This is a genomic window from Trichococcus shcherbakoviae, from assembly GCF_963666195.1.
GTDB classification, from domain to species: domain Bacteria; phylum Bacillota; class Bacilli; order Lactobacillales; family Aerococcaceae; genus Trichococcus; species Trichococcus shcherbakoviae.
Map to the genome: position 1 here is coordinate 613,010 of NZ_OY762653.1, position 18,744 is coordinate 631,753.

The 18,744-nt window shown below is 46.3% G+C and carries 15 protein-coding genes and 1 tRNA gene; 8 read left to right on the forward strand and 8 right to left on the reverse strand.

The features are described from left to right. Positions 1-110: 110 nt before the first annotated feature. Positions 111-977 carry a YitT family protein gene (locus ACKPBX_RS02900; RefSeq protein WP_147413857.1) on the reverse strand — a complete coding sequence of 289 codons (867 nt, stop codon included), beginning with the start codon at positions 975-977 and terminating at the stop codon, positions 111-113. Between the two features lie 276 nt (positions 978-1,253). Here ACKPBX_RS02900 and ACKPBX_RS02905 point away from each other — a divergent pair, with 276 nt between their 5' ends. After that, positions 1,254-1,460, forward strand: coding sequence for an Ltp family lipoprotein (locus ACKPBX_RS02905; protein ID WP_319995941.1), 207 nt, complete (start codon positions 1,254-1,256; stop codon positions 1,458-1,460). Between the two features lie 65 nt (positions 1,461-1,525). Here ACKPBX_RS02905 and ACKPBX_RS02910 read toward each other — a convergent pair. Further along, positions 1,526-1,609 (reverse strand) — tRNA-Leu (locus ACKPBX_RS02910). 108 nt (positions 1,610-1,717) lie between these two features. Here ACKPBX_RS02910 and ACKPBX_RS02915 point away from each other — a divergent pair. The 4 genes from ACKPBX_RS02915 to ACKPBX_RS02930 all read left to right on the forward strand — a co-directional run bounded on the left by ACKPBX_RS02915 (position 1,718) and on the right by ACKPBX_RS02930 (position 6,191). Beyond that, positions 1,718-1,891, forward strand: coding sequence for a hypothetical protein (locus ACKPBX_RS02915; protein ID WP_160117078.1), 174 nt, complete (start codon positions 1,718-1,720; stop codon positions 1,889-1,891). A gap of 115 nt (positions 1,892-2,006) precedes the next feature. Then, positions 2,007-2,417 carry an IS200/IS605 family transposase gene (gene tnpA / locus ACKPBX_RS02920; protein ID WP_086990965.1) on the forward strand — a complete coding sequence of 137 codons (411 nt, stop codon included), beginning with the start codon at positions 2,007-2,009 and terminating at the stop codon, positions 2,415-2,417. A gap of 34 nt (positions 2,418-2,451) precedes the next feature. After that, positions 2,452-3,966: a transposase gene (locus ACKPBX_RS02925; RefSeq protein ID WP_119093447.1), complete on the forward strand. Its 1,515-nt coding sequence runs from the start codon at positions 2,452-2,454 to the stop codon at positions 3,964-3,966. An 824-nt stretch (positions 3,967-4,790) separates the two neighbouring features. After that, complete coding sequence (locus ACKPBX_RS02930; RefSeq protein WP_319995042.1) at positions 4,791-6,191, forward strand: ISLre2 family transposase; 1,401 nt, start codon at positions 4,791-4,793, stop codon at positions 6,189-6,191. A 250-nt stretch (positions 6,192-6,441) separates the two neighbouring features. On the opposite strand, the gene ACKPBX_RS02935 is transcribed toward ACKPBX_RS02930, so the two are convergent. From ACKPBX_RS02935 to ACKPBX_RS02950, 4 genes are all read right to left on the reverse strand, one after another. Further along, entirely contained in the window at positions 6,442-7,620 is a 1,179-nt protein-coding gene (locus ACKPBX_RS02935) for an IS110 family RNA-guided transposase (RefSeq protein WP_233436825.1), read from the reverse strand. Between the two features lie 338 nt (positions 7,621-7,958). Beyond that, positions 7,959-8,411 carry a SprT family protein gene (locus ACKPBX_RS02940; protein WP_119093446.1) on the reverse strand — a complete coding sequence of 151 codons (453 nt, stop codon included), beginning with the start codon at positions 8,409-8,411 and terminating at the stop codon, positions 7,959-7,961. A 14-nt stretch (positions 8,412-8,425) separates the two neighbouring features. Next, positions 8,426-10,603, reverse strand: coding sequence for a Tex family protein (locus tag ACKPBX_RS02945; protein ID WP_319995942.1), 2,178 nt, complete (start codon positions 10,601-10,603; stop codon positions 8,426-8,428). Between the two features lie 52 nt (positions 10,604-10,655). Further along, positions 10,656-11,369: a metallophosphoesterase family protein gene (locus ACKPBX_RS02950; RefSeq protein WP_319996398.1), complete on the reverse strand. Its 714-nt coding sequence runs from the start codon at positions 11,367-11,369 to the stop codon at positions 10,656-10,658. A 332-nt stretch (positions 11,370-11,701) separates the two neighbouring features. On the opposite strand from ACKPBX_RS02950, the gene ACKPBX_RS02955 reads away from it, so the two are divergent. Together ACKPBX_RS02955 and ACKPBX_RS02960 are read left to right on the forward strand one after the other, a co-directional pair. Beyond that, positions 11,702-13,165, forward strand: coding sequence for an NCS2 family permease (locus tag ACKPBX_RS02955; protein WP_119093443.1), 1,464 nt, complete (start codon positions 11,702-11,704; stop codon positions 13,163-13,165). Positions 13,166-13,480: 315 nt separating this feature from the next. Then, positions 13,481-16,153 (forward strand): cation-translocating P-type ATPase, encoded by a 2,673-nt coding sequence (locus tag ACKPBX_RS02960; RefSeq protein WP_319995943.1) that lies wholly within the window; start codon positions 13,481-13,483, stop codon positions 16,151-16,153. A 134-nt stretch (positions 16,154-16,287) separates the two neighbouring features. On the opposite strand, the gene ACKPBX_RS02965 is transcribed toward ACKPBX_RS02960, so the two are convergent. After that, positions 16,288-16,473, reverse strand: coding sequence for a hypothetical protein (locus ACKPBX_RS02965; protein WP_119093441.1), 186 nt, complete (start codon positions 16,471-16,473; stop codon positions 16,288-16,290). Between the two features lie 296 nt (positions 16,474-16,769). On the opposite strand from ACKPBX_RS02965, the gene ACKPBX_RS02970 reads away from it, so the two are divergent. Further along, complete coding sequence (locus ACKPBX_RS02970; protein WP_319995944.1) at positions 16,770-16,970, forward strand: SRPBCC domain-containing protein; 201 nt, start codon at positions 16,770-16,772, stop codon at positions 16,968-16,970. Positions 16,971-17,380: 410 nt separating this feature from the next. Here ACKPBX_RS02970 and gorA read toward each other — a convergent pair whose 3' ends face one another. Further along, positions 17,381-18,730 carry a glutathione-disulfide reductase gene (gorA, locus tag ACKPBX_RS02975; protein ID WP_319995945.1) on the reverse strand — a complete coding sequence of 450 codons (1,350 nt, stop codon included), beginning with the start codon at positions 18,728-18,730 and terminating at the stop codon, positions 17,381-17,383. Positions 18,731-18,744: the final 14 nt, after the last annotated feature.

Below are 18,744 nucleotides of genomic sequence, written 5' to 3' on the forward strand. Positions count from 1 at the left end.
TTTAGCTTAAATCACTAAAGGAACTGTCGACGAACCAATTTTAGTCGTGTAATAAAAATCAACAAAGCAGAGGCAGCCTCCATTTTCGAGGCTGCCCCTGCTTTATTTTATTATTCTACAAGCCCGGATTGGCGTTCCAGTGTGAAACCCTTCCCGGCAACCTCATGCACCTGACCGATGATCACGAAAGCAAAAGGATCAATATCGTTGACCAAGGCGTTGATGGCGGACAGTTTACGCTGCTCGATGACGCACAGCACCGCTTGCTGCTGCGCCCCCTCGAAAGCCGTTTCGATATTCACCAGCGTCAGACCGACGTCCTGCACATACAGCAACGCTTCTTTGATTTCCTCAAACTTTTTGGAAATGATGAAAAGCTGCATCTTATTTGTCCCGGTTACCATAACTTTATTGATGACGATGGACGTCAGGAACACCATGATGAGCCCGTAAAGGATCTGTTCCATGCTGGAAAAGAACGCCTGGATCAGTAAAAAAATGACGTCGAACGTGTACATCCCGACCGCAACCGGAATGCGGAAATGCTTGTTCAGAAGCAACGGCGGAATATCCATCCCACCTGTTGAAGCACCGACCTTAAAAACAAGCCCGACACCCAACCCGCAGAGGATCCCTGCATAGATTGCCGAAAGCAAAATATCATCGGTCATGTCCTGCAAAGTGGGTATTGTCCGGAAAAAAGTCAAAAAAGTCGGAAAAATGATTGTACTCAGAATCGTCGTCAAGGCGAACTTCTTGCCCAACAAGGCGGCCCCAACGAAAAACATGAAGCCGTTGAATATCAGCACGACCGAGGAAATGTTCAATCCGAAGAAATGATTCAAAATAATGGCAAGCCCCGTCGATCCCCCAGCAATCAGATTTTTCGGCAAAATGAACGCCGCAATCGCAAATGCGACAATAACGTTTCCAGCAATGACTGCAACTATCGGTTTTAATGTATGTAAAAGCTTCAAACAAGCCCCTCCTTTATTTAGGATAACCTTCAGTAAAAAGATATCCACGACATTATAACAGATATATGCTGGATGGAAAGCGTAGTAGCACATTTTATAAACCAAAAATGAAGTGCCCGGTCTGTAATGAAAGGATATAAACCGCTCAGCAGGAAGTGGTCTGCCGATTAATACTAATATTGGAGGAATATGATTATGGCTAAGAGGTTCAAAGGTGAAGACGGTAAAGTGTATATTGAAAAGAAACCATTTTACAAAAAATAGTGGGTCTGGTTAGTGGTAGTGCTGATTCTAGGAATTGGATCACTGCGGGGAGAAGACACTACAATCCCGAGCGAATATAAATCCGCTTCAAATAAAGCAGATTCTTATGCCCATACGATGCATATGTCCAAGGCCGAAACATATGATCAATTAATTTCAGAATTTGGGGAACAATTTACTCCCGAAGAAGCTGATTATGCAATTTCAAATGTGAACTAATAAAACCAACAAAAAAGGATTTCCGACATCGATGTGATGAAGGAAACCCTTTTTTTGTATTATTATGCGGCCAAGAAGACTCGAACTTCCACGGGAGATACTCCCACCAGCCCCTCAAGCTGGCGCGTCTGCCATTCCGCCATGACCGCAAAACCAACTATTTCATTATACTTTTGAAGTGGTTTTCTGTCAACGAAAGTTGCAAAATATTTTGTTTGATCATTTTTCAAAAATACCCTCCGAATAGCAAAATATTGATGGATAAAAAGGACATCATCATTTTTGACTTCGTCTATCGGAACAGATACAGCCGTTCAATCTTTAAGCAAAGTGATTTTCTGCCGACGATTTCGCAAAAATATTCACAGGCTATGCAGGATAAGCTGATGGACGTCTGGTCCTCAAAAGTGACATGGCCGAACACAGACTGAGGACATATACAAAAATATTTACCAAAAAAGCGTCGTAAAGCCCCTTGCTTTAGCTATGGGGATATAAGACGTGCACTCAGTTGTGTTATGTGGGAATTCGCTGTATAATCAATGTATGGAAAATAAAAAATATAAATCAAATCATAACATCACTTATTCTTGTACCTACCATGTTGTCTGGTGTCCAAAATATCGGCGAAAGGTCCTTGTCGGACCAGTAGCGGCACGCTTAAAGGAGCTCATTGTAGAAACGTGCACCGGTCTATCCGTCGAAATTCAGGAAATGGAGATCATGCCAGACCACGTTCACCTCCTATTGGATATAGATCCACAATTCGGGGTTCACAAAGCAGTCAAACGCATCAAGGGAGTTTCTTCCCGCGTGCTGAGACAGGAGTTTAAGGAACTGACGACGAAGCTACCCACTCTTTGGTCGAATAGCTATTTCGTTTCCACAGTGGGTGGGGCACCGCTTGAAATGATCAAGCAATACATCCAAAGCCAAAAGACCTCACAACGCCAGTAAATGCAAAGGGATCCTCAGGAAAGGAGGAACACGTATGGCTAAAAGCAAAACAGCTTCATTCGTCGTAGAGCTGGGACTTGTTACACATCAAAATGAACAAGCAGTGCTGGATAAGCGTTTCAAAATTGCTGAAAAACTGTATAACAAGGTCTTGTACCATGCGCGGACGCAGCTAACAGAGTTGTATAAGAACCGTAGATACCGAGACGTGCTGGCAGAACGCCGCTTGTCCATCAAAGCAAACGACAAGAATCGTGTGATGGCGTGCAACAAGGAATTGCAAGCTATCCAAAAGACCTTCGGTATGACGGAATACGCTTTGCATGCCTACATCGGACGGATGCGCGAGGCGTACAAGAAGCACATCGACAGCTTCACAGCGCAGAAAATCGCTTCTGCGGTCTGGACAAGCGTGTCCTCCCTTCTGTATGGAAAAGGGAAAAAGGTACACTTCAAAAAGTTCGGGCAGCTGGAATCGTTGGAGGGCAAGTCGAACGCTACGGGCATGCGCTTCAAAGGCGACCGTTTGGAGTGGAACGGGCTGATTCTGCCCGTCACTATGCGTGCCAACGATTTATTCGTTCAGGAATCCCTCTCCTTGCACCGGGTGAAATACTGCCGCATCGTACGCAAGGCGTTCAAGGGCGGCAATCAATACTTCCTGCAACTGGTGCTGGAAGGCATCCCGCCGGTGAAACGCAACCATAATACAGGCATGTCCCGCCGAAAACCCGCTCCGAATGCGGAAGTGGGCATCGACATCGGCACCTCTACGGTGGCGGTGGTAGGTGATGACGGCGTCATCTTGAAGGAATTATTTCCAGAAGGAGCGTCCTATGACCGCGCGATTCATCTGTTGCAACGAAAACTGGACCGGAGTCGCCGCGCAACCAACCCCGCCAACTTTAATGTCGACGGTACCGTCAAGCAGGGTGTCAAGTTGATCTGGGTACGGAGCAAGAACTACATGAAAATAATGTTTCGCTTGAAGGACCTCTACCGTCGTCGGGCGGTGGCATTAAAAGAAGCCCACAACAAAACCGCCAATGCCATCCTGGCACTGGGTAATCAGGTTTATGTGGAGGCCATGGATTTCCGCGCATTGATGAAGCGGGCCAAAGAGACCACTGTCAATAAGGACGGGCGATTCAATCGCAAGGGGCGCTATGGCAAGTCCATCGGTTATCATGCGCCGGCTATGTTGGTCGGCATCATGAAGCAAAAAGCACCCCAAGAAGGGGGCGCGCTATACGAGGTGGATACCTTTAAATTCCGTGCCAGCCAGTATAACCACGTAAACGATACGTATATCAAAAAGACACGTGATGAACGTACGACCTTTGTTGCCGGGCAGCTTGTCCAACGGGATCTGTACAGTGCATTCCTCCTGAAAAACAGCCAAACGACACGCAACGAGACTGACCGCACAAAATGTAGCGCGACGTTTGCTACCTTCCTGGCGCACCACGACACCTGCATCCAGACGCTCTGCCAATCAACCGGACGCCGGTCCTGCAATTTCGGACTGCGAGATTTTCAATTAGCTTAACAAATGGATATAGCAACCAAAAGGTTCAGCTGTGAGTCTTCAACGCGAATGGTGCCATCGGGCGCCTTGTTGAGAAAGTCTAAGGGCTTTTGGGAATAGAACGGAAATAGAAAAACGACATCTCCACTTTTTTGGAAATATCGCCAGTACGGTCCGTGACGTCCCAACAGCCCTTGGAACCCCCTGGATTTATCCATGGGGAGCAGTCAGTTATGGATTGGTGGGTACAATTTCCGGATGGATGTCCGAGGATTTTTCTGCTTCTCCCGAAACAGTGACACAGGATTTCGTCGATTTCTACAATCTGAAAATCGAAACCATGAAAAAGTAATCATTATCTAATTATTCAGCTTTATGTTGAGAAAAGCTGAACGGGTTCGTTCAGCCCTGAAAGAAATTTAGGAAATCTGGCCTCACAACGTTCCCTGCGGTCACCTTATACTGGGAGTCTAAGGGATGAATCCCTAAGACTCCCATGCAAATGAGCATCGTAAAGCGCAATTGCTGAGAGACTTTCTGCGTCAGCAGATTAGTCGAACAGTATGTCTTGGCTCGCAGAGACAAGAGGTTCCTTATTCTTTTTTCCGAAGGGCTTACCCGTGAAGCTGGCCATCAAATTTGATTGCATGAAACATGTTGCAAATCTGTGAAACACCTATGGTGACGCACTTTTCAATTCGAAAAAATTTATACTTTTATATGAAAACAGTCCCTAAGTGTATAATTTTTCTATGCAAAACTATTCTTTTGTTGAAATAGTCAAAAAGAAGACCTTACAATACAACTAAAGGTTGGTAGCCAATTTAGTGTAGAGGAAGGTCTTCATGGAAAAAATTATAGCAGAAATTCACCACATAATAAAGGATTCAAATCATGTGCTTGATGCAGAAACTACGCTTCAGGCTTATTTCTCAGATCTTGTAAGTCAACTCATGAAGGAGGCCTTAGAGGCCTTGGATAGCGAGTTGTACGTTCCGTTTAAAGCGGAAGGATGGCGTATCGCCAACAGGGATTCACGCACGATTACTTTCACATTCGGTACAGTCGAGTTTATGCGTAGACGTTTAAAGAAGAAAGGTGAAAAGAGCTTTTTCCCACTGGATAACATCTGTGGCTTCAATAAAAGCGAGCGCTACTCTACCCTTTTACAAAAGCAAGTGGCCGAACTTGTGACTGGCAGCGTCTACCGCGGTGTGGCCGAAGCCGTCACTAAACTGACTTCGTTCAGCATGAGCCATGGAACAGTGGGCAATATTGTGAAATCGGTAGGAGAAAAGCAAGCGCAGTGGGAGAAACAAAACTTAGAAGAATACGAAGTGGCCTTACCCGAAGAACAGAAAGAAGTACCTTTTCTCTTGGTAGAAGGCGATGGGATCGTCATTAAAGGCAAGGGGAAAAGAAAAGAAGAGATCCACCGAGTCCAAATAGCAGAAGGCGTCACAACAAGCGGGAAAAGAAAGAAACTGAAAAATCCGATATTTGTGTCATCGTTGAAATCAGCGAAAGATGCATGGGAGAAAGCAGCGATTTATTTAGGGAGTCATTACGATCTCAAAAATACGGTAGTCATTTCGAACACCGATGGTGGCTCAGGTTATCGGGCAGAGGACTGTGCCATGGCAATTGGTGTGTGTAAGGAACATATCCATCAGGTGGATCGCTATCACGTTCACAAAAAGATTAAGAGCCGTCTTTCTTGGTGTCCAGAGATGGAACTGCCGCTGAAAAAGGCCCTATGGTCCTATGATTGGGATTCGATTGCGATTGTGTTGGATACGATTGAAAGTAAAATCTCGCTAGAACAGGAGAAAGATCAAAAAGAGGAGTTACGACTTTTGGCAGCCTACCTAGAAAGAAACTGGGCGTATCTTCGTCCGTTAAGAGAAATCGAATCCTGCAAAGGAATCCGGGGAATTGGAAGCTGTGAAAGTAATCATCGACCTTACAGCTACCGAATGAAAGGTAATGGGAAATACTGGAGCCATGATGGCGCTCGGGCGATGGTCTCCATCATTGAAGGTAAGAAGATGGGAACCCTAGAAAAAGCGTTAACGGAGCCAGTACGTACCGTTCCGGAAAGTTTAGCGGTAAAACTGAAATTCGCAGTCAGAAATGCGTTAAAGAAACATTCTGGCAGAGAGAGGACACCCGCTAGACAGGCTGGTATACCAGCGATGAACGCGACCTGCAGCATGGGAATGATGAAGAAAATATTTGCGAGTTAATCAGAATTTTCTTCAAATCCTCCGGGAATACAGTGAATTACGCTTTTTGATTCACTGTATTCCCGGAGGGAAGGGCAAGCGACGCGCGCCAAAGCTTCAGGGACAATATTAAAACAATTTCAAATTGGCACTACAAGTAAGGTTTCTGAACTTTGCATAGAAAAGATTGACACATACAAACAGTCCCTAAAAAAAGACAAAAAAACACTCTCATGGTATAATTTTTTGAAAATAGTATGAAAGCTTGGATCTATGCCATTCCCGTGGTTATAGATCCTTTTTCTTTGTTTATAATTAACTCGTCATATCTTTGTCCCGTCTTTAGAAGAACATAGACAATCCTTAATAATTTATGCGCTGTTGCAACAGCGGCCTTTGCCTTCGGCATACGTTGAGATAGCTTCACGAAGAACGAATGAAAGGTTCCGGATTTTGAACGTCCGGCGCTGATTCCCGCTCGACACAGCGCTACTTTCAAATATTTATTTCCTTTCGTGGCATTCGATCGCTTCTTTATGCCTGCGCTTTCGTAATTACCTGGACATAAGCCTGCCCAAGAAGCTAGATTCTCTGCTGTTTGAAAAGCATTCACTGTACAACCTATTTCAGCGAGTATAACTTCTGCTGTTAGTTTACTAATTCCAGGGATTTCTATGAGCCGGAGATATACATCTGAAAATTTTTCAGTGTATTCATCAATTAGTTGGTTTAGCTCTGAAATCTCTTCCTCTAAGCGAAGGATTGTCTGAAGATGCAAGTTTAAAAAAGCCCGATCACATTTGCTTAAACAACCATCCATCGCTCTAACGAGCTCTGCTATACTCGCTTTGACTTTTCCGTGGATTTCTCTTGCAACTACTTCTTCAGTAATTTTTTCACCATTGATAAACAAAGTCAAAAGAGCCTTACCTGTTTTTCCAAAGATATTGGACAAATAGCTGGTCAACTTTATATTGGCTCTCTGCAAAATATTATGGATTTCATTAACGCGCTTCGTTTTTTCTTGCTTTACTGAAGACCGCTGCCTTGTTAAATAACGCAATTCCTGTGTTTCTTTATCAGGAACGTAGCTGGCATTAACCAAGCCACAGCGACCTAATAGCGCTATCCACTCCGCATCTTTCATATCTGTTTTTCTTCCAGGTACATTTTTTATGTGTTGTGGGTTGGCTAAAATCAGGTGAAAATCTTCGGGTTCCAATATGTTCCAGACTGGTTTCCAATACTGTCCTGTACTTTCCATCAGCACATGCGACACTTCCAGCTCTTTCAGCCATTCGGAAAGAGACCGTAGGTCAAAAGTGGTTGTGCCAAATGTTTTTTGGGTCTTTTTGGGACGACTTGAAGTAAGTTTTCCAACGAGCACACAGGCTGTGATAGATTTTTGATGAACATCCAATCCACAGCAATGAATCACCATTACTTCCATTAGAATCCTCTCCTAATTGAAATATTAGAAAGCAGCGGATTTATCCTTTTGGAATTACAAAGTAATTTTATATTCATGCTCAAGGCATAGTCGGTTTATCTCGAAAGGATAAATCATTCAGTTTCCTAGACGGGTTCGGGAACACCACTTAGTATATCGAATTTGTACCGCTTTCCATTTTCATTATACTAGAAGAAATATTGTTTTCAGAAGTGGTTTGGATTGCGGAACGCAATCTTATTGTTTCCTAGTTATGGAACAAAAAAGATGGGACCCCAATCAATTATTGATCGCGGTCCCATCTTTTTATGTGCCATTGAATCCTGCTTGCCGCAAAGTTAACCCGTTATCTTCAGCTTCCCCTTGCACTTACCGCAGACATACTTCTTCAGATCGATCCTTCTTTTCCTCGGATACATCTGTCCGCAGGCACTGCAACTGTAAAGCCATTTCGGCGGCGCAACAATTCCAGCCTGGCGCAGGTCCTTTACGAACCGGCTCCCCCCGCTCGCCTTCAGCAAGTTCAGGAAATCGGCATCCCGATGCTGGTAGCCCCGGCCTTCCAGATGCAAGTGGTAGTGGCAGAGTTCGTGTTTGACAACCTTCTCCAGTTCTTCCATTCCGTGCAACTCCAGCACCAACGGATTGAAATCCAAATCGTGGCTTCCCAGGTGGTAGCGCCCGCCTGTCGTCTTGAGGCGGCGGTTAAAACTGGCGCGGTGGCGGAACGGTTTCCGGAAAATGGTAATCGAAATGTGTTCCACCAACCGTTGCAGTTCTTGTTCGTTCATCTATTTGTTCCTCATTATTTTTGTGGCAGCATCGTCAGGGCAACGCGGCCTTTGTTCGTGTCGACATGATCGACCCAAACGGTCACGATATCGCCGACCGCGACCACATCGGAAGGGTGCTTGACGAAGCGGTTGCTGAGTTTGGAGATGTGGACCATGCCGTCCTGTTTGACGCCGATATCGACGAAGGCGCCGAAGTCGACGACGTTGCGGACGGTCCCTTGCAGTTCCATGCCCGGCTTCAGGTCTTCCATCGAGAGAACATCCTGGCGCAGCAATGGTTGGGCGATGTCATCGCGCGGATCGCGGCCCGGTTTCGTCAAACCGGCGATGATGTCCTGCAGCGTTTCCTTACCGAGTCCGGTTGCTTCGCGGGCTTTGGTGCGATCCAACGCTCCCAGCGCTTCGCGGGCTTGTTCGGTTCCGATGTCCTTCAGGCTAAGCCCAGCCAGTGCCAGCACTTCTTTGGCGGCCGGATAGGATTCGGGATGAATATCGGTGTTGTCAAGGATGTTCTTGCCCCCGGCGATGCGCATGAAGCCGACCGATTGTTCGAAAGCTTTCGGGCCGAGACGCGGCACTTTCTTCAATTGTTGGCGGCTGTCGAAGGCGCCATTCTCTTCACGTAAAGTGACAATGTTGTTGGCGATGGTTTTGTTCAGGCCGGCAACGTGCTGCAGCAATGGCGCACTGGCCGTGTTCAGGTTGACGCCGACTTGGTTCACGGCGGTTTCGACGACGAAGTCCAAGCGTTCGCCCAACTGTTTTTGGGAAACGTCATGCTGGTATTGGCCGACGCCGACCGATTTCGGATCGATCTTCACCAATTCGGCCAACGGATCCTGCAGGCGGCGCGCGATGCTGACGGCACTTCGTTCTTCGACCTGGAAATCAGGAAATTCTTCGCGGGCGATATCGCTGGCGGAATAAACCGAAGCGCCCGCTTCATTGACGATAGCGTAGTAGACCGTATTCGGCACTTGCTTGATCTGCTCGGATACGAACAGTTCGGATTCGCGGCTAGCGGTTCCGTTCCCGATGGCGACCATTTCGACTTTGTAGTCCTGAAGCATTTTGCGGAAAGCCGGACCGGCAGCAGCGCGTTTTTCCTGGTTGGCTGGTTTGTGCGGATAAATAACGCTCTTCGCCAATACTTTACCGGTCGCATCGACGATCGCCAACTTGCAGCCGGTACGGTAAGCCGGATCCAAACCAAGCACCACTTTGCCTTTCAAAGGCGGCTGCAGCAACAGGTTGCGCAGGTTGTCGCCGAATACATCGATCGCTTGCGCGTCGGCGGCTTCAGTCAATTCATTGCGCAGTTCGCGTTCGATAGCCGGTCCGATGAAACGGCGGTAGCTGTCTTCATAGGCGGCTTTCACGTATGATGCGGCAATGCTGTTCGGGTTCTTCACTACCTTTTTCGCCAAGTAAGCGAAGATTTTCTCCTCATCGACCGCGATTGAAACCTTCAGGATGCCGGTTTTTTCGCCGCGGTTCATGGCCAGGATGCGGTGCGGTACGGCCGTGGCCACACCCTGGGAAAAATCATAGTACATCTCGAAGACACCCTTCTCATCGCTTTCGGCATCCTTCACCGTGCTGACGACCTGGCCGTTTTTGCGCGTGAACTCGCGGATGTGTTCGCGGTACGCTGGCTCGTCGCTGACGATTTCGGCGATGATTTCATGGGCTCCTGCCAAAACGTCTTCTATAGTAGAAAGTTCCATTTCTTCATTAAGGAATTCCTTGGCTTTCGTCTCTACGGATCCGTTCATTGGACCGCTTAATAGCCACTCGGCAAACGGAGCCAGTCCTTTTTCGCGGGCGATTGCGGCTTTCGTGCGGCGCTTCTGTTTATAGGGACGGTACAGGTCTTCGACGCGTTGCATCTTTTCGGCGCGTTCGATATCCGCTTTGAGCTTCGGCGTCAGCTTGCCTTGTTCCTCGATGATGCGGATGACTTCTTCCTTGCGCTTGTGCAGGTTCGTAGCGTACTGGTGGCGCTCTTCGATTTGGCGGATTTCTACCTCATCAAGCGAGCCCGTAACTTCCTTCCGGTAGCGTGCGATGAACGGGACGGTATTGCCCTCTTCCAATAGTTGCAGTACTTTTTCGATCTGTGCGGGTCTGAATTGGTTAAGTTCGGCTTTCACCAAGTCCAAAACGATTTGTTGTGCTGTTTCTGTCATGTTATTCAATACTCCTGCCTTTCAAAATAAAACTGCCCTTTCGGCAACTTCATCATTTCTTTATAATATGGTCCTCTTTCAGACCGTTTTTGTCAAACACAACGCCATGCAGCGAACCGCCGTAGACGGCTCCGCCATCGATGCCGATTTTGTCGTCCGAAATCCAAAGATCCGAACGGTCATTGTCACCATGCAGGTAAAAGGTCGGGGTATGCCCGAATACGATTGTTTTCCCGGTGCGGTTCTTCTTTTTGTGGAATGGTTCGCGGATCCAGAGAAAGTCCTCCTCGGTGCTGTCGTGCCAATCTTTTTTGCTCAGATCAACACCGGCATGGACAAAAACGTACTGTTCCCATTCGTAGTACAAAGGAAGCTCGGTCAAAAAAGCGAGCAGATCCTTGTAATAGTGTTTCATCATCAGCGCGATTTCGGTAGGCGAATACTCCTCGTTGATGTGCTCATGCAGGAAACTTTCCAAGGAACCCAACCCGCCGTTCAGGAAATAATTGCCTGCGAATTCCTCCGGCTTTGCGATGAAATTCAGCAGGATGCCCTCATGATTGCCCTTCAGATAGATCGCACCTTGTTTTTCCACAAGCTCCTTCGCCAGCAGAAAACAAGCTTTCGAATTTTCGCCGCGGTCCCCCAAATCACCGATAAAAATCAACTGTTGCTTCTCCCGGTCCCACTTTTCCAATAATTTCTTCAGTAAGGTGATCTCCCCATGGACATCGCCCACCACAAACACTTCGTCTTTCACAATCATCACCTTCTAACTTTCAGACTGTTTCGCTCCTTATCATTTTAGCATATCACCCACTTTCCTGCTCAGGCAGATTCACCAAAAAAAGCACCTAATTTCCTGAAATGCTAACGTTAAGTTGTAGGGACGGCATTTTTGATGCGCTTTCATTATCGATTCAAGCAAATCACGAACATTAAAGTGATAAATTGATTAAATCATTCACTTATTTATTGCAAGCTTTTGTGTGATTGGTTATAATAGTCGAGTGGTAAGCAAGGAAAGCATATGAAATCATTTATTGTTACTGTTTCCTGTCGCTGCCGAAAAAAATTCAGATGGGAGATCTTTTCAAAATGGAAAATTTCTTTAAACTCAAAGAACACGGAACAACAGTTTCCACAGAAGTTGTTGCGGGGATCACAACTTTCTTCGCAATGTCGTATATCATTTTCGTCAATCCGGCAATCCTTTCTTTATCTGGGATGCCTAGCCAAGCAGTCTTCTTGGCAACAATCATTTCCGCTGCAGTCAGCACTTTGGTGATGGGCCTTTTCGCAAACGTACCTTATGCTTTGGCACCGGGTATGGGCTTGAACGCCTTCTTCACTTTCACTGTCGTCTTCTCACTTGGTTTCACTTGGCAACAAGCTTTGGCCATGGTATTCATCTGTGGGATGGTCAACGTTCTGATCACAGTAACAAAAATCAGAAAAATGATCATCAAATCGATCCCTGAAAGCCTGCAGCACGCAATCAGCGGCGGTATCGGCATCTTCATCGCTTATATCGGGATCAAAAACGCCGGCTTCTTGGAATTCACTTCCGACGCTGGCTCCATCACTGCAATCAACGGCGCTCCTTATGACGCAACAGCTGAGACTTTCACTGGCGGAGTAGGATCAGTCATAACTGGCGGCGGCATCGTCCCTGCCTTGGTTAATTTCACGCAAATGCCTGCATTATTGGCTTTGATTGGTTTGGTCATTACAGCTGTACTGATGGTCAAAAATGTCCGCGGCGCCATCCTTATCGGTATCGTTGCCACTACTCTTTTGGGTATCCCGATGGGTGTTGTTGATATTTCAACAGCAAGCCTGCAAGCAAACTCGCTTGCAACAGCTATTTCCGAATTAGGGGTAACATTCGGTGCTGCATTCGGTTCAGAAGGTCTTTTGTCCTTGTTCTCCGATGTTTCCCAACTGCCATTAGTATTGATGACCATCTTCGCATTCAGCCTTTCCGATACTTTCGACACAATCGGTACATTCATCGGAACTGGCCGTCGTACTGGTATCTTCTCTGCAGAAGATGAAAAAGCGCTTGAAGAAGGATCCGGATTCAGTTCGAAAATGGATAAAGCTTTGTTCGCCGATTCAGTCGGTACGGTAATCGGTTCGATCTTCGGTACATCCAATACTACTACTTACGTTGAGAGTGCTGCCGGTATCGGTGCTGGCGGACGTACTGGTTTGACTGCGGTTGTTGTTGCCGGCATGTTCATCATCAGCGCATTCTTCGCACCGCTGATCGGTGTTGTTCCCGCTGCTGCAACAGCTCCTGCTTTGATCCTCGTCGGTATTTTGATGATGGGATCATTCACAGAAATCAACTGGCATGATCTGGAAGATGCGATCCCTGCTTTCTTCGCATCCATCTTCATGGGTCTTTCTTACAGCATTTCCTACGGTATCGCAGCCGGCTTCTTCTTCTACTGCATCGTGAAAGTCGTAAAAGGAAAGTCGTACGAAATCCACCCGATCGTGTGGTTCTCTTCGGCTTTATTCTTGGCCAACTTCATCATTTTGGCATTGCTTTAATATGACTGGGCGCATTTCCGATTGATCGGAAATGTGTCCATTTTTTTAATTGTTTTCGTTTTCGGTAATAAATTGTTGCGATTACATGATTTTGTCGATATAATAAATTCGAGTGTTAAACTGAATATCTCCATAGGGGAGTAACTAGCAGTACAAGGCTGTGGTAATGTCAACAATAAGTAGAGTAATCCTATCTGCTGGTGTTACCTTAAATAGTGAGACTTATGCATACAGTGTTGTCTGAAAGACAATTTTATGCATAGGTCTCTTTTCATTTTAACACTACTACATTCAGGTCAAGAGAGGGGAAATACTGTGTCAAAAGAACAACTGAATAAAGCGTTCTTCGCGCAAACGGAAGAGGAAGTCTTAGCAGAACTTAATTCGACCAGAGGTGGACTTACTAACGAGGAAGCCGCGAAGAGATTGGCTGAGTATGGCGAGAACGTACTAGAAGCAGGTGAAAAACGCACCACTTTACAAAAATTCTTGGATCAATTCAAGGACTTCATGATTCTCGTTCTATTGGCTGCAGCTATCATATCTGGTACTATCGGTCATGAAATCGCTGATGCTATCATCATCTTAGCTGTTGTTATCATCAACGCATTCCTAGGTGTCTTCCAAGAAAACAAGGCAGAAGAAGCGATCGAAGCTTTGAAGAAAATGGCTTCACCACTCGCTAACGTAAAACGTGGCGGAGAAGTCATCCAAGTCAAGTCCGAATTACTTGTGCCTGGTGACATCATCGTTTTGGAAGCCGGAGATGTTGTTCCTGCAGATATCCGCCTTTACGATGTAAATTCGCTTAAAGTTGAAGAAGCTGCCTTGACTGGTGAGTCTGTACCGGTCGAAAAAGACTTGCGCGACGTTGAAACCGATGCTGCTTTGGGTGACCGCAAGAACATGGCGTTCTCAAGTACAAACGTAACTTATGGCCGCGCTGAAGGTGTCGTCGTCCTTACAGGGATGAACACAGAAGTCGGACATATCGCGAACATGCTGCAAAACGCTGAAGAGAAGAAAACCCCATTACAGATCAACCAAGATCAAATGGGTAAATCTTTGACTATTCTGATTTTGGTCATCGCTGTATTGATGTTCATCATCGGCTTCGGTTTCAATGGCCGTCCTTGGTTGGATATGTTGATGGTTTCCATCTCCGTAGCCGTTGCCGCTATTCCTGAAGGTTTGCCCGCCATCACGACAATCATCTTGGCATTGGGTACGCAAAAAATGGCAAGCAGAAATGCGCTTGTCCGCAAATTACCTGCTGTTGAAACATTGGGTGGTACTGAAGTCATCTGTTCCGACAAAACCGGTACATTGACTCAAAACAAAATGACGATCGAAAAAGTTTACTACGATGGCCAAGTCCACGATGCCGATGAAAACATCGACTTGGAATTGCCTGTCATGAAGATCATGAACTTGGCGAATGACACAAAAATTGCTCATGACAAATCATTGATCGGTGACCCTACTGAAACAGCAATGGTTCAATATGGTTTGGAAAAAGGTTTTGACCTTTCCGCTAAATTGGTTGACATGCCGCGTGTTGCTGAGGTTCCTTTTGAATCCGATCGTAAATTGATGTCAACGATCCACCCTGAAGGCAACCAATTCATGATCGCTACAAAAGGTGCTCCTGATGAATTGTTGAAACGTTGCACGCACATCATCAAAGCTGGCGTCATTTCACCAATCACAGAAGCTGACAGAAACGCAATCCTGGACACAAACCACAGCTTGGCTATCCAAGCATTGCGCGTATTGGCGATGGCATTCAAAAACGTCGCTGCTGTACCTGCAAAAATGACGACTGAAGCAGTCGAAACGGACTTAGTCTTTGCCGGTCTGATCGGTATGATCGACCCAGAGCGTCCGGAAGCAAAAGAAGCAATCGCTCAAGCCCAAAAAGCGGGTATCCGTACAGTCATGATCACTGGTGACCACAGAGACACTGCATCTGCTATCGCAACGCGTTTAGGTATTTTGAATGAGAACTCTTCTGCTAAAGCAGTCATCACGGGTGCTGAATTGAATGATATCTCTGATGATGATTTCTTGCGCACGGTTCAAAACTACTCTGTATACGCTCGTGTTTCTCCTGAGCACAAAGTACGTATCGTTAAAGCTTGGCAAGATCAAGGTAAAGTTGTTGCCATGACTGGTGACGGTGTAAACGATGCTCCTTCATTGAAACAAGCTGACATCGGTATCGGTATGGGTATCACAGGTACGGAAGTATCTAAAGGCGCTTCCGATATGGTATTGGCTGATGATAACTTCGCAACAATCGTTCACGCGGTTGAAGAAGGACGTAAAGTTTTCGCAAACATCCAAAAAGCGGTTCAATACTTGCTTTCCGCTAACTTGGGTGAAGTATTAACATTGTTCATCGCAACTGTTTTGGGATGGCAGATCCTTGAGCCAATCCACTTATTGTGGATCAACTTGGTTACTGACGTATTCCCTGCTATCGCTTTAGGTTTGGAAGAAGCTGAGAAAGATGTTATGGAACAAGCGCCTCGTGGCCGTTCTTCCAACTTCTTCTCGAACGGCGTATTCGCCAGCATGATCTACCAAGGTATCTATGAAGGTGGGATCACCTTGTTCGTATTCTGGTTGGCAACTGGTTACTATGGCTTTGAACTGCACATCGGTGAAGCTATGGCCTTCTTGACATTAGGATTCATCCAATTGTCGCATGCCTTCAACTGTAAATCAGTATTCAAATCATTGTTCTCGGTCAACCCGTTCGGCAATAAAATGTTCAACTATGCAATCTTGCTGTCGTTAGCATTGATGCTGATGGTGGCATTCACACCTGGATTGAACAGAATCTTCGGCATCTACGACATGACTGGCCAACAATGGATGATCGTTGTAGCAGCTGCATTGTCAGTTATCCCATTCGTAGAGATTATGAAAGCAATCTTACGTGCTGTCGGATATGACAAAAAAGTGAACCAAATCAAAGAATAATAAATATAAGTGGAAAACCCCGTCGCGACTTATGGTCGTGGCGGGGTTTTCTTTTTGACGAGGGACGAGGTTATTGGTTCATTCGGAAACAACAAACGGAAATCCGAAATGCTGGTTTTAATTGCAGTTTTACATTACTCTTGTTCCGTAGTGCCCGCAGTATTGAACTTTTCAATCAATTCATCAAATCGCTTTTTCCCTTCGTATTCGTTTTTTAGCTCGAGAAAATAATCGTAATCTTCGCTTGTCAAATCCATCCGTGAAGACAATACTTCATAAGTTTTCAAAAGCTTCGGTTTCGTCCGCTCTTTGTACGCCATAATGATCACCTCCATATTTGTGTTCAAAGATAATATACGCGCAGGATCCGTGATTGCTTTTCGCATTCTTGAACTTTGAGCAATCCGGATTTATTTTTTTGCCTGAATATCCAAATTGCCGGCAAAACCAAGAACTGAGAGTAGACGCCTCAGTCTGGTATCAGTTAAATGGATACACACGTCACACCTCCGGAAAGGATTGAAAGAATGTACGCAACAATCAAAAAAAACAAAATGAGTCAATAATCGCCGAATTCAACAGAATAATCCCCCACCCGATCGAATCCGTCTGGCGGATGCTTACGGTCAATGAGCAGCTGCAAAAATGGTTCCCACAACTGGAAATCGAACAGTTGAAGCCCGACGGAAAAATCAGATTCGACTTCGGAAACGGGTCCTACGAAGAGATGACGTTACTTAAAGTTTCCGAACCATCAAGCCTCGCCTTTACATGGGACACAAACATTATGCGTTTTGAATTGTCCGGGACTGCTTAGGGCAAACTGCTCAGAAGCTCAGCGAAGACATCGTCGAGGTTACCCCGCATACACCCCAGGATATCGCCGGCTGGCACGCTTGCCTGGAAAACATCATTGCTATTCTGGATGGATATGCCGTTAATCCCGGTCCTTCGGAAAATTGGGACGAATTTTATCAGTACTACAAAAATGAATTCGAGACATTGGCTGAAGAGTAGAAAAAGAAACCATTTGAGCGGCACCGTTGAAGAGGCGCTCAAATAGTTTCTTTTCTTTGTCTATCTCACATGCGAATAATCATGCTCTATCAAACGCGTTCTGAATCCCAGAAATCTCCTTCTAAGCTGACTAGGTCAAGCGACCAAAAAGTGGCCGCTTTGTGCTAGTCCTCTTAATGCTCGATTTCTACCCGGGATTCATCTCGCTCTCTATCTCATAGTCACGAATTCTTCCGCGCCAGTCGGATGGATGGCTACGGTGTTGTCGAAGTCGGCTTTGGTGGCGCCCATTTTGATGGCAACCGCAAAGCCTTGGATCATTTCATCGACGCCATAGCCGATTCCGTGGAGTCCGACTACTTTCTCGTTTTCTCCTACACAGACCAGTTTCATCTTCACAAGCTGACGATGGGCTGTAACGGCCGTGTACATCGATGCAAAAGTGGACTTGTATACTTTCACCTGATCGGCGCCAAACTTCTCTATGGCGTCTTTTTCGCTCAATCCGATGCTGCCGATTGGAGGGTGGCTGAAGATCACGGTTGGGATGTTGTCGTAGTCCAACTTTTCATTCGGCTTGTTGTTGAATAGGCGTTCCGACAGTCTGCGTCCGGCTGCAATCGCAACAGGCGTCAGCATGTTTTTGCCGGTTACGTCCCCTACCGCGTAGATGCCGTCAACTGAGCTATTCTCGTACTCGTCGACGATGATGAATTTTTTGTCGCTGACTTTCACATCCGTCGCTTCGATGTTTAAACCGTCTATGTTGGCGGTCCGGCCGATCGCCCAGATGATTTTATCGAAAATTTCCGATCTGCCGTCCTCAAGATGCAGCGTCAAAGTACCGTCTGCATTCTTTTCGACTGCTTTTGAGACAGCATGTGTGTGCAGCGTCGGACCGTCTTTTTCAATTTCCTGCATCAAGCCTTCGATGATGCTGTCATCGTATTTGCGCAATGGCGTGTCGTAACGGACATACAGATGTGTATCCACGCCCAAATTATGCAGCACGCCGGCCAATTCGATGGCAATGTAACCCGCACCGACGACAGCGACTTTTTCCGGTAATTCTGTCCATTCGAAGAACGTATCTGATACGTCGCCGAGCTTTGCTCCAGGAATCCGTGGACGGATCGGTTTTGCGCCGGTCGCAATCAGGATGTGCTTGGAGCGGATCAGCTCCCCGTTCACTTCAACGGTATGGTTGTCGACGAATTTGGCGAAGCCTTCGATCACATCGACATTGCGGCGTTCGAATCCGGCTTGATAGGAGTTGCGGGAGCGTTCGACGTAGGCATCCCGGTTCTTCAATAAGGTCGGGAAGTCGATTTTGTGCGCGCCTATATCGAACCCATAATCCGGTCCGTATTTGTGGATCGCCTCGGATATTTGGGACGCATACCACATGATTTTTTTCGGTACGCAACCGATGTTTACGCAGGTTCCCCCCAATAATTTCCCTTCAATAACAGCGGTTTTGGCACCATATTCTGATGCACGGTTCATCGTTGCGATGCCGCCGCTGCCGCCTCCGATGGCGATAAAATCATATTCCCTCATTTTGTTCCTCCGTT

Excerpts from the sequence above, each read along its gene's own strand:
- ACKPBX_RS02940 (WP_119093446.1), bottom strand. The coding sequence starts at position 8,411 with ATGAACGAACAAGAACTGCAACGGTTGGTGGAACACATTTCGATTACC.
- tnpA (WP_086990965.1), top strand. The coding sequence starts at position 2,007 with ATGGAAAATAAAAAATATAAATCAAATCATAACATCACTTATTCTTGT.
- ACKPBX_RS02955 (WP_119093443.1), top strand. The coding sequence starts at position 11,702 with ATGGAAAATTTCTTTAAACTCAAAGAACACGGAACAACAGTTTCCACA.
- ACKPBX_RS02965 (WP_119093441.1), bottom strand. The coding sequence starts at position 16,473 with ATGGCGTACAAAGAGCGGACGAAACCGAAGCTTTTGAAAACTTATGAA.
- ACKPBX_RS02950 (WP_319996398.1), bottom strand. The coding sequence starts at position 11,369 with ATGATTGTGAAAGACGAAGTGTTTGTGGTGGGCGATGTCCATGGGGAG.
- ACKPBX_RS02935 (WP_233436825.1), bottom strand. The coding sequence starts at position 7,620 with ATGGAAGTAATGGTGATTCATTGCTGTGGATTGGATGTTCATCAAAAA.
- ACKPBX_RS02930 (WP_319995042.1), top strand. The coding sequence starts at position 4,791 with ATGGAAAAAATTATAGCAGAAATTCACCACATAATAAAGGATTCAAAT.
- gorA (WP_319995945.1), bottom strand. The coding sequence starts at position 18,730 with ATGAGGGAATATGATTTTATCGCCATCGGAGGCGGCAGCGGCGGCATC.
- ACKPBX_RS02915 (WP_160117078.1), top strand. The coding sequence starts at position 1,718 with ATGGATAAAAAGGACATCATCATTTTTGACTTCGTCTATCGGAACAGA.
- ACKPBX_RS02925 (WP_119093447.1), top strand. The coding sequence starts at position 2,452 with ATGGCTAAAAGCAAAACAGCTTCATTCGTCGTAGAGCTGGGACTTGTT.
- ACKPBX_RS02945 (WP_319995942.1), bottom strand. The coding sequence starts at position 10,603 with ATGACAGAAACAGCACAACAAATCGTTTTGGACTTGGTGAAAGCCGAA.
- ACKPBX_RS02970 (WP_319995944.1), top strand. The coding sequence starts at position 16,770 with ATGCTTACGGTCAATGAGCAGCTGCAAAAATGGTTCCCACAACTGGAA.